7 protein-coding genes and 1 pseudogene are annotated in these 9,355 nt (G+C 66.3%); 4 read left to right on the top strand and 4 right to left on the bottom strand.

The window, feature by feature from the left end:
* Positions 1-230: pseudogene (locus ACLQI9_RS22415) on the bottom strand (hypothetical protein); the annotation flags it as partial.
* Here ACLQI9_RS22415 and ACLQI9_RS22410 point away from each other — a divergent pair.
* Positions 229-1,359 carry a citrate synthase 2 gene (locus tag ACLQI9_RS22410; RefSeq protein WP_442392218.1) on the top strand — a complete coding sequence of 377 codons (1,131 nt, stop codon included), beginning with the start codon at positions 229-231 and terminating at the stop codon, positions 1,357-1,359. The pseudogene ACLQI9_RS22415 and the gene ACLQI9_RS22410 sit on opposite strands and share 2 nt — an antisense overlap.
* 114 nt (positions 1,360-1,473) lie before the next feature.
* On the top strand, positions 1,474-1,929 hold the full coding sequence (locus tag ACLQI9_RS22405) for a VOC family protein (RefSeq protein WP_442384342.1): 456 nt from the start codon (positions 1,474-1,476) through the stop codon (positions 1,927-1,929).
* A 6-nt stretch (positions 1,930-1,935) separates the two neighbouring features.
* Here the strand turns inward: ACLQI9_RS22405 and ACLQI9_RS22400 are convergent, their stop codons facing one another.
* Together ACLQI9_RS22400 and ACLQI9_RS22395 are read right to left on the bottom strand one after the other, a co-directional pair.
* On the bottom strand, positions 1,936-3,648 hold the full coding sequence (locus tag ACLQI9_RS22400; RefSeq protein ID WP_442392217.1) for an FAD-dependent oxidoreductase: 1,713 nt from the start codon (positions 3,646-3,648) through the stop codon (positions 1,936-1,938).
* A 13-nt stretch (positions 3,649-3,661) separates the two neighbouring features.
* On the bottom strand, positions 3,662-4,711 hold the full coding sequence (locus ACLQI9_RS22395; protein ID WP_442384730.1) for an AurF N-oxygenase family protein: 1,050 nt from the start codon (positions 4,709-4,711) through the stop codon (positions 3,662-3,664).
* A 208-nt stretch (positions 4,712-4,919) separates the two neighbouring features.
* On the opposite strand from ACLQI9_RS22395, the gene serC reads away from it, so the two are divergent.
* Positions 4,920-6,038: a phosphoserine transaminase gene (serC, locus tag ACLQI9_RS22390; RefSeq protein WP_442384742.1), complete on the top strand. Its 1,119-nt coding sequence runs from the start codon at positions 4,920-4,922 to the stop codon at positions 6,036-6,038.
* A 91-nt stretch (positions 6,039-6,129) separates the two neighbouring features.
* Positions 6,130-7,689 carry a hypothetical protein gene (locus tag ACLQI9_RS22385; protein ID WP_442384728.1) on the top strand — a complete coding sequence of 520 codons (1,560 nt, stop codon included), beginning with the start codon at positions 6,130-6,132 and terminating at the stop codon, positions 7,687-7,689.
* 330 nt (positions 7,690-8,019) lie between these two features.
* Here the strand turns inward: ACLQI9_RS22385 and ACLQI9_RS22380 are convergent, their stop codons facing one another.
* On the bottom strand, positions 8,020-9,345 hold the full coding sequence (locus ACLQI9_RS22380) for an FAD-dependent oxidoreductase (protein WP_442384724.1): 1,326 nt from the start codon (positions 9,343-9,345) through the stop codon (positions 8,020-8,022).
* Positions 9,346-9,355 lie beyond the last annotated feature (10 nt).

Genomic DNA, 9,355 nt, shown 5'->3' with positions numbered 1-9,355 from the left:
CGCTCGGCGTCGCCAATCCACTTGCGCAACAATGCAAGCCAGCCATCGGCGAGCCAGTCGACGTCGAGGTCCGGGCTACCGTCCTTCTCGACCGAGCCGTACTCGACCCGCATCGCGGCCAGGTGCTCGTTGTCTGGTTCTGCCATCATGCCAACGCTACCCCGGGCGACCCGTCGCTGGTTACCGGCCGGTAGCGACTGGTCGCGGGCGGCGTGGCAGAATTCAGCCATGACTGTCATCCCGGACAAGATCCCGGAGAATTTCGTCGCCGGCCTCGAGGGTGTGGTCGCTTTCACCACTGAGATCGCCGAGCCCGACAAGGACGGCGGCGCCCTGCGATACCGCGGCGTCGACATCGAAGACCTGGTGGGCCGACGGGTCACCTTCGGAGACGCCTGGGCTTTGCTGGTGGACGGAAAGTTCGGCCACGGGCTGCCGCCGGCCGAGCCGTTCCCGCTGCCGATCCACAGCGGGGATGTGCGGGTCGACGTCCAGGCAGGCCTGGCGATGCTGGCGCCGATTTGGGGATATCAGCCGCTGCTCGACATCGACGAGGCCACCGCCCGCGACCAGCTTGCCCGGGCCTCGGTGATGGCACTGTCTTATGTCGCCCAATCGGCCCGCGGTATCTACCAGCCGGCGGTTCCTCAGCGGGTTATCGACGAATGCCAAACGGTCACAGCGCGTTTCATGACCAGGTGGCAGGGCGAACCAGATCCCAGGCATATCGAGGCCGTCGACGCGTACTGGGTCTCGGCCGCTGAGCACGGGATGAACGCCTCGACGTTCACCGCACGGGTGATCGCATCGACTGGCGCGGACGTGGCGGCAGCGCTGTCGGGTGCGATCGGGGCGATGAGCGGCCCGCTGCACGGCGGTGCGCCGGCGCGGGTGTTGCCGATGCTCGAAGAGGTCGAGCGCACCGGTGACGCGCGCGGTCTGGTCAAGGGGATTCTGGACCACCACGAGAAGCTGATGGGCTTCGGGCACCGCGTGTACCGCGCAGAAGATCCGCGGGCACGCGTGCTGCGGGCGACCGCCAAGCGGTTGGGCGCACCGCGCTACGAAGTCGCGGCGGCGGTCGAGCAGGCAGCGCTCGCCGAGCTACGCGAGCGCCGTCCGGACCGGGCGATCGAGACCAATGTCGAGTTCTGGGCCGCGGTGATCCTGGACTTCGCGCGGGTGCCGCCGACCATGATGCCGGCGATGTTCACCTGCGGCCGCACCGCCGGGTGGTGCGCCCACATCCTCGAACAGAAGCGGCTCGGCAAGCTGGTCCGCCCGTCGGCGATCTACGTCGGCCCGGACCCGCGTGGCCCGGAATCCGTCGAAGGCTGGGACGACATCGCCAACGGCTGACATCAACACGGCGTCGGTGTCGGTGGCCGGTGATGAGATCTCATCGCGGCTCGAGTCAAACGGGTCGTACCCATAAGCCCGACCGGGCCACGTACCGACACCAAGGAGGCCATGATGGCAATCGCCGTCGAACCCGCACTGTCCCCACACCTCGTCGTCGACAATGCCGCAGCGGCGATCGACTTCTACGTCAGGGCTTTTGACGCGGAAGAAGTCGGACGTGTGCCCCGCCCAGACGGAAAGCTCATCCACGCCGCACTGCGCATCAACGGCTTCACGGTGCTGCTCAACGATGACTTCCCGGAGATGTCCGGCGGAAAATCGACGACCCCGACGTCGCTGGGCGGAACTCCGGTCACCATCCACCTGACGGTGGCCGATGTCGATGCGAAGTTCCAGCGCGCGCTCGATGCCGGGGCCACCGTGGTCGTCCCGCTCGAGGACCAATTCTGGGGCGACCGCTACGGCGTGCTTGCCGATCCGTTCGGTCACCACTGGTCGTTGGGTCAGCCCGTGCGCGAGGTCAGCGCGGACGAGATTGCGGCTTTCACCGGCCAGCAGCCGGGCTAGGCCGGGTTAGGCCAGGTCGGCCAATTGGCGCAGCCGGTCGGCCAGTCGCCGTCGCAGCGGCGGCTCAGGGGCGTTGGCTGCGACCTCCAGCATGTCGGCGATCGAGGTGAACTTGTTGCGCGGCCGATCGCTGAGACTGCCTCGCGACATCTCGGCGGCATCGATGGCCTGCCAGCCCGCGGCATCAACGACGGCGGGCTGACGCGTCCGGACAAGGGTGTCCAACGCCGACGGCTTGCTGATCGGATCGCGCAGCAGTCCGGCGTTGAAATCGTCCACCACCCGCTGCACGGTTTGCAGTGCACACGATTTGTTGGTGCCGATGAATCCGGTCGGGCCGCGCTTGATCCACCCCGCCACGTATGCGCCATGCACCGGTTCACCGGAGTTCGGGTCGATCACCCGGCCGCCGTTGTTCGGCACGACTCCGGCGATGTCGTCGAAGGGCAAGTCACGAATGGCCTTGCCGTGGTATCCGATCGAAGTCAACACCAGACCTGCGTCGAGCTGGCACACCTCGTCGGTGCCGGTGACGCAGAACTGCATACCGTTGGCTCGCTGCTCGCCCAGCACCCGGATGGGCGTCAGTTGGTAGGCCAACCGGATCCGCGGACGTAGCGGCGGGCCCGCCGCCATGGTGGCATCGCCGAGCTTGGTCAGAATCTCCAGCTTCTGCTTGGTCACGGCGTCAGAGACGCCTGCCAGATCGCGCAGCACCAGCTCGTGGTCGGCGGCGGCGAGTACGACATTCGCCTTCGTCGTCAGCCCGATCAGCTCGGGCAGCGTGAACGCCGAGTGCACCGGTCCGCGTCGAGCGGCGATCACTACCTCTTGCACTCGTGAGGCGCGCAGCGCCTGCAGTGCGTGATCGGAGATGTCGGTGCGGGCAAGCTCGTCGGGGTCGGCGGTGAGCACGCGGGCCACATCCAGTGCGACGTTGCCGTTGCCGACGACGATGACCCGCTCGTGACTGAGATCGACTGGCAGGTCGGTGAAGTCGGGATGGCCGTTGATCCAGGCCACCGTCTCGGTGGCGGTGCCGGTTCCCGGCAAGCCCATGCCGTTGATGTCCAGCCGGCGGTCATTGGGCGCGCCGACGGCGTAGACGACCGCGTGGTGGTGCGCAAGCAGATCGTCGTGGCTGAGGTGCTTGCCGACCTCGACGTTGAGGAAGAACTGGAATTCGCGGCGACGCGCGATCCGGTCGAAGAGCGCAGTGACCCGTTTGGTGGTCTGGTGGTCCGGTGCCACCCCGGCTCGAACCAGCCCGTACGGGGTGGGCAGCTTCTCGAAGACGTTGACCCGCACACCGTGTTGGGTGAGCAGTTCGTCGGCGGCATACATCGCCGCCGGCCCGGACCCCACGACCGCGACGGTCAGCGGGCCCCGATGATTCCCGCGCACCTGTGGTGCGGGGATCACCGGCGCCAGCTTGGACGTCGGCGGCAGTTTCTGGTCGGCCGGATGCTCCGGGTAGTACGACGCGTTGAGTGCGATGAACGGTTGCTGTTCGGGGGCCAGCTGGGCAGCCGGCGCGACGGCACCCACCGGACAGGCGCTCACGCAGGCTCCGCAGTCCACGCAGGCCACCGGATCGATGTAGAGCATCTCGGCGGTGGCAAAGCCCGGCTCATCCGGAGACGGATGGATGCAGTTCACCGGGCAGGCGTAGACACAGGACCCGTCGCTACAGCACGACTGGGTAATAACGTGCGGCATAAAAACCGGTTCTCTAGGCAGCCGGTGCGACGACCAGGTGCTGGCGCTGCGGTTCGCTGCGGTAGCGGGAAGGCTTGCCGCTGATCTTGCAGATCCGCCACATCAGCTTGGCGAGCGGGTTCATCAGACCGGTGTCATGGCAGAGCATCCGGACGTCGCCGAACATGTCACGCAGCATTCGACGCGACTCCGGCGAACGGAAGAACACGTCTTTGCGGACCTCGCGCGGGATGTCGAACTCTTTCCAGAACGCCTTGGGCGGAACCACGATCGCCGAGCACAAGATGCGCATGGTGACGGGCACGTACAGCGAGAGCCAGAACCGCTTGCGGCGCGGCAGCTCCGGCACGCGCTTACGCAGGTACTCGTGCGCGAACGAGATGTGGCGGGCCTCCTCGGCCACGTGGATGGCCATCACCCGCTCCATGATCGGGTGCAGCTCCTTGCCCTCGCGCAGCACGTTCTTCTGGGTGTGGTCGATCGGCTCTTCGCCGGCGAGAATGCCGAACCAGAACGGAATCGGCAGTGGCCCGGCCACCAGCGGAATAAACGGTTGAATCCATTTCAGCATGCGCGGCATGCCGGGCACGTCGGCGCCGATGTGGTTCACCATCTCCTGGAACATCATGGTGTGGTTGCATTCTTCGACCGCTTCGTGCAGGCAGTACCGGTACTCCGGTGACCCGTTGGGCACCCAGAACGCGTACTCCATCAGGCCGCGGATCAGGATCGACTCAAAGTGCAGACCGGTCTTGGCGACGTTCGCCTGACGCCACATGCCGATCTGAATCTGACGTTCTTCGGACTGCGCCTGGTACCAGGAGTGCCGGCCCAGCGGGTCGGTCGCCGGCAGTTTCCAGCGCGGGTCGTTGTCGATGACCGCGAACTCGGGTGACTCCCAGTCGATGTCCGTGTACGGGTTGAAATTGCGCCGCACCGACCCCTCGGACAGGGTGGTGAGCATCTCCACGTACTTCGGGTCGTCCAGGACATCCATGTTGCGACGCCAACGTCGCACCATCTTGGTCCGGGCTTCTTTTTTGGCTATTCCCGCCTGGGCCATTCCCAGCCTCCCCAATGAGGTTTACATTTGGACGCGCTATGTCCAACGACAGTACCGCAGGTATCGGCAGCTATCTAGACCCTTGACAGCCGCTGTGGCCCATCCGTGAACATGTGTACACTGTGACTTACGTCACATCCGGTCCCATGTGACGAGTATGGCCGACCGCGTGATCGTCACGCTCGGCCCGATCACTAACCTGGTGATCATGGCTGACCCGCTGACGATTCCCGACAACATCAAACCCCGTGACGGCCGCTTCGGCTCCGGCCCGTCGAAGGTCCGACCTGAGCAACTGGAGGCGCTCACCACTACCGCCGCCGGACTTTTCGGCACCTCGCACCGCCAAGCGCCCGTCAAAGATCTGGTCGGACGCGTGCGCGACGGGTTACGTGAGTTTTTCTCGGTGCCCGACGGCTACGAAGTGGTGCTGGGCAACGGCGGGGCAACGGCGTTCTGGGACGCCGCGCCGTTCGGGCTGATCGACAAGCGGTCGTTGCACCTGAGCTATGGCGAGTTCAGCTCGAAGTTCGCTTCCGCGGTCACCAAGAACCCGTTCATCGGCGAACCGATCGTCATCAAAGCCGATCCCGGCAGCGCGCCCGAACCACAGAGCGACCCGTCGGTCGACGTGATCGCATGGGCGCACAACGAGACCTCGACGGGGGTCGCGGTGCCGGTGACGCGGCCCGACGGCTCCGGCGATGCGCTGATCGTCATCGATGCCACCTCCGGCGCCGGCGGCCTTCCGGTCGACATCGCCGACACCGATGCCTACTACTTCGGACCGCAGAAGAACTTCGCCAGCGACGGTGGCCTCTGGCTGGCGATTTTGAGCCCGGCGGCGCTGGGCCGGATCGAGGCCATCGCCGAGTCCGGGCGATGGGTTCCGGACTTCCTGTCGCTGCCGATCGCGGTGGAGAACAGCCTGAAGAACCAGACCTACAACACTCCGGCCATCGGGACGCTGGTGCTGCTGGCCGAACAGATCGACTGGTTGTTGGGCAACGGCGGGCTGGAATGGGCGGTCAAACGCACCGCGGACTCGTCGCAACGGTTGTACGCCTGGGCCCAGGACCGGCCGTACACGACGCCATTCGTTGCCGAGCCACGGCTTCGCTCCCAAGTTGTGGGCACGATCGACTTCAACGATGACGTCGACGCCGCAGCGGTGGCCAAGGTGCTGCGCGCCAACGGCATCGTCGACACCGAACCCTACCGCAAACTCGGCCGCAACCAGTTGCGGGTCGCGATGTTCCCCGCCGTCGAACCGGACGACGTCAGCGCGCTCACCGAGTGCATCGACTGGGTGGTGGAGCGGCTTTAGACCACGTCTAAGCCCGCTGGCGAGCTGGTAATCTCCCGCCGACGAAGCTTGGCGCCCTGCTCGTGCCGGAGTTGCGATCCGAACGAGGGAAATGTCCGTGAATCGACCTGTCGAGGTGGTGCGGGGCGTGGTGACCGCGATCCGCCACCAGCTCTCGGCAGTCGCCGACCAGTCTGAGCGCACACTCCTGCTCGGCACCATTCTGCTTGCATCGACGGTGTCAGCGGCGACAGGCTTTGTTCTCGCCCGGTACTACGGCATCGACGTGTTGTCCTCTCTTCTGGCTAACCCCGCCGAGGACTGCTGGCTTGATTGGGGCACGCAGGTCGGCCGGCACTGCTTCGGCGACTATCCATGGGCGCTGGGCGTAGGGATGCGGCCCAATCCGTGGGAGCCCTATGCACTGTTCCTGCCCTGGAACAACTACCAGGCGGACCAGAACGACTACCTGGCGGCGGGGATGGTGCCGCACCTGTTGTTCGGGCTTCCCGCGAAATGGCTCGGCATGCCGCGACTTGGGCTGATCGGCTACCTGCTCGCGCTGACGGTCGCGGTCCTCACTCCTGCGGTCTGGGCGGCGCGGGGCGCTCGCGGTCTGGAACGGGTGGTCGTGTTTGTGGTGTTAGGCGCCGCGGCCATCCCGGCGTGGGCGGTGATCGATCGGGGCAACTCGGCGGGGTTCGTAGCGCCGATCGCGCTGGTCTTCGTGGTGGCGCTGCGCCGACAGCGGTGGGGGCTGGTGGCGATCATGGTGGTCTTGGCCGCGCTGGTGAAACCGCAGTTCGCCATCCTCGCGCTCGCGTTGTTTGCAGCCCGACAATGGCGGTTGGGCGGCGTCGCGGTCGGCGCGGTCGTCATATCCAACCTCGCCGCCTATCTGCTGTGGCCACGGGACTTTCCGGGAACTATCCTGCAGTCGATCCACAACGCCCTCCACCACGGTTCGCCGGTAAAGCGTGTCTGGCTGCAAAACGCGTCTTTCGGGAGGGGAATCTTCTTTATCCCGGACATGATCGAAACCCAGAAGCGGGGTTCTCTGCCGAGTGGCTTTCTCGATGGCCCCCGGTCGTTGATCGGGTATGTCGTGCTCGCCCTGGTCGTCGGCTGCGTCCTGGCCCTCGGGCGACGCATCCCCCCGGTCATGGTCGGCATCGCGCTGCTGGCCACCGCCTCGCTCTTCCCGAGCCTGTCGTACCGCTACTACCTGCTGTTCGCCTTACCGATCGCCGCCCTGGTGGTCCGCGACCCCGTCGTCCCACCCGGTTTGGGGATCTTCGACCGGCTCGACATCCTCGGCGACCGCCGTCGCGCGCTCGGTGTCTGCCTGAGCCTGACCGCGGCACTCACCATCGCCCAGATCGCTTTGCCGGTTCCACCGATCCAAGTAGACATTCCAGGGCAGTTGGGAGCCATAGGAGTCATCGGCACCACGCCGGTCGTCCCCAGCACGGCGGACCTGCTGCCAGTCCTCTGGCTCGTCGCGTGCACGGTGATCATCGTCTCCTACGCACGAAGACCGGCTTCCGGCACCTCAGCGGATGCCTGCAGCGCATCTGCGTCGAGCGAACCGAGACCGGCAGCCTCCTCCAGGGCGATCGCGGGTGAATCCGTGGAACGGTCAGCCCGGCGGCGGGCTGGGCGCGGGTCATGATTGTTGCTCGACGCTCGATCCGCGGGCGTCTTCGTACCAGTCCCCGCCGACGACGATGTCGGTCACGCCTCGGCCTTCGCAATAGGCGACGAGGTCGGACATCCTGTTGATGGAGCCGTGGCCGCTGAAGTTGAGGCTCGGCAAGAATCGGGCATGGCGTCGGTGATGAACTCCAGACCTGGGTAGACGTCCCAGTCGATGTGGTGCTCGCCGGTCAGTGCGGGCTGCGCGTCGATCGCCGTCACAGAACGAGCCGGGCCGCAGCGCCTCATACGGCGAAGCGCTCACCGTGGCGACGACGGTGTTGGCTTCGCCAATGCGCCCAAGACTCTAACGTCGGAAGGCGGCGACCTCGTCGGGCAGCGGGGTGTCGGTGCCTCGGTCGCGCAGCAAGGCCCGAGCGGCCTGCAGGCCGGAGGCGAGGGCCGTGCCGGTCGAGAGGACCGAGGGAAAGGTGCGGTAGTTACCCGCGAAGTAGAGGTTGTCGAAGCGGGCGCTGCGCACCGGCGGGTTCCGGTAGGAGCGGGTGATGACCGGCGAGTACATCGGGATTCGCGAGAGTTTGACCCAGAAGGGGTCGAGGTCAAAACCGAAGACCGCCCTGAAGTCCTCCAGATAGGCCGCGAGGATGTCGTCCTCGGACTTCATGAAGAACGGCCGCGTCCGGCTGTTGAGGTGCGTGACGAAGTTGACGCACGACTGGCCGGGCGCGCCGATCGTCGGGTTGAGCGAGTTCAGCAGGAAGATGCCGCACGCCGCACGGTCGAGGTCGGCGAGATTCATCCAGTAGAAGTCTGGGCTGACCGGCTTGTTCGAGGCGCACACCATCGACAGCAGGGCGCTGTAGCGGATCTCCCGGAGCCGCGGCGTGGTGTCGTCGGGGGCGAGACGGAGGTAGCCCTCCGTGGGGATGCTGCTCACAACCATGTCCGCGGGAAGGCGCTCGCCGCCGTCCAGCTCAACCTCGTGGACACGCTCGCCGTCCGCATGTAGCTTCGCGACGTTCGTGCCCAAGCGCACCTCGACGCCGGACTCCCGGAGAAGCCGCGCCACACCGTCGCACAGCACCTGCGTCCAGTTCGCCCCTGGGATGTAACCAAGGGCCGTCGAGCCCTCGCGGAAGTGGAGCCGCGTTCCCAGCCAGGCGCCACTCACTTCCGAGCAGGGCAGCTCGAACTTCAGCTGGGTAAGCGGCTCGAAGAGCGCTTGGCGCACGCGAGGTCCGGCCCACGCGTCGAGCAGGTCCTCGGCGCTCTTGTCCAGCCAGTCGTTCCAGTCGTTCTTGCGGAAGGCCCGCAGCATGAGGACGGCGAAGCGCGCCTTATCGGCGAGAGACATCGGGAAACGCAGGAAGTCCACCGGGTTCGCCAGGTCGTACAGCTGGTCGCCAACCCGAAACAACATCCGGATGCGCCGCCAGCGCACTTCCTCGAGCGCGCCGACCCGCTCGAGGAAGTAGAGCAGCGTCCGGTCGCGACGAAGGATGTGGTGGTAGCCCAGCGGGTAGAAGTGGCCCTCGCGCTCGAAACTGCCGGCCAGGCCCCCCAGGGTCGGGGCGCGCTCGACCACCCTGACGCACAGTCCGGCCTGCGCCAGGGCGTATGCCGCCGAGCAACCGGACAGGCCGCCGCCCAGAACGATGACTGACGGGGTCACCCGTGGAACT

This window comes from Mycobacterium sp. (assembly GCF_052143115.1).
Classification (GTDB): domain Bacteria; phylum Actinomycetota; class Actinomycetes; order Mycobacteriales; family Mycobacteriaceae; genus Mycobacterium.
Note: the sequence above shows the minus strand (reverse complement) of the source record. Positions and strands in the feature narration are given on the sequence as shown.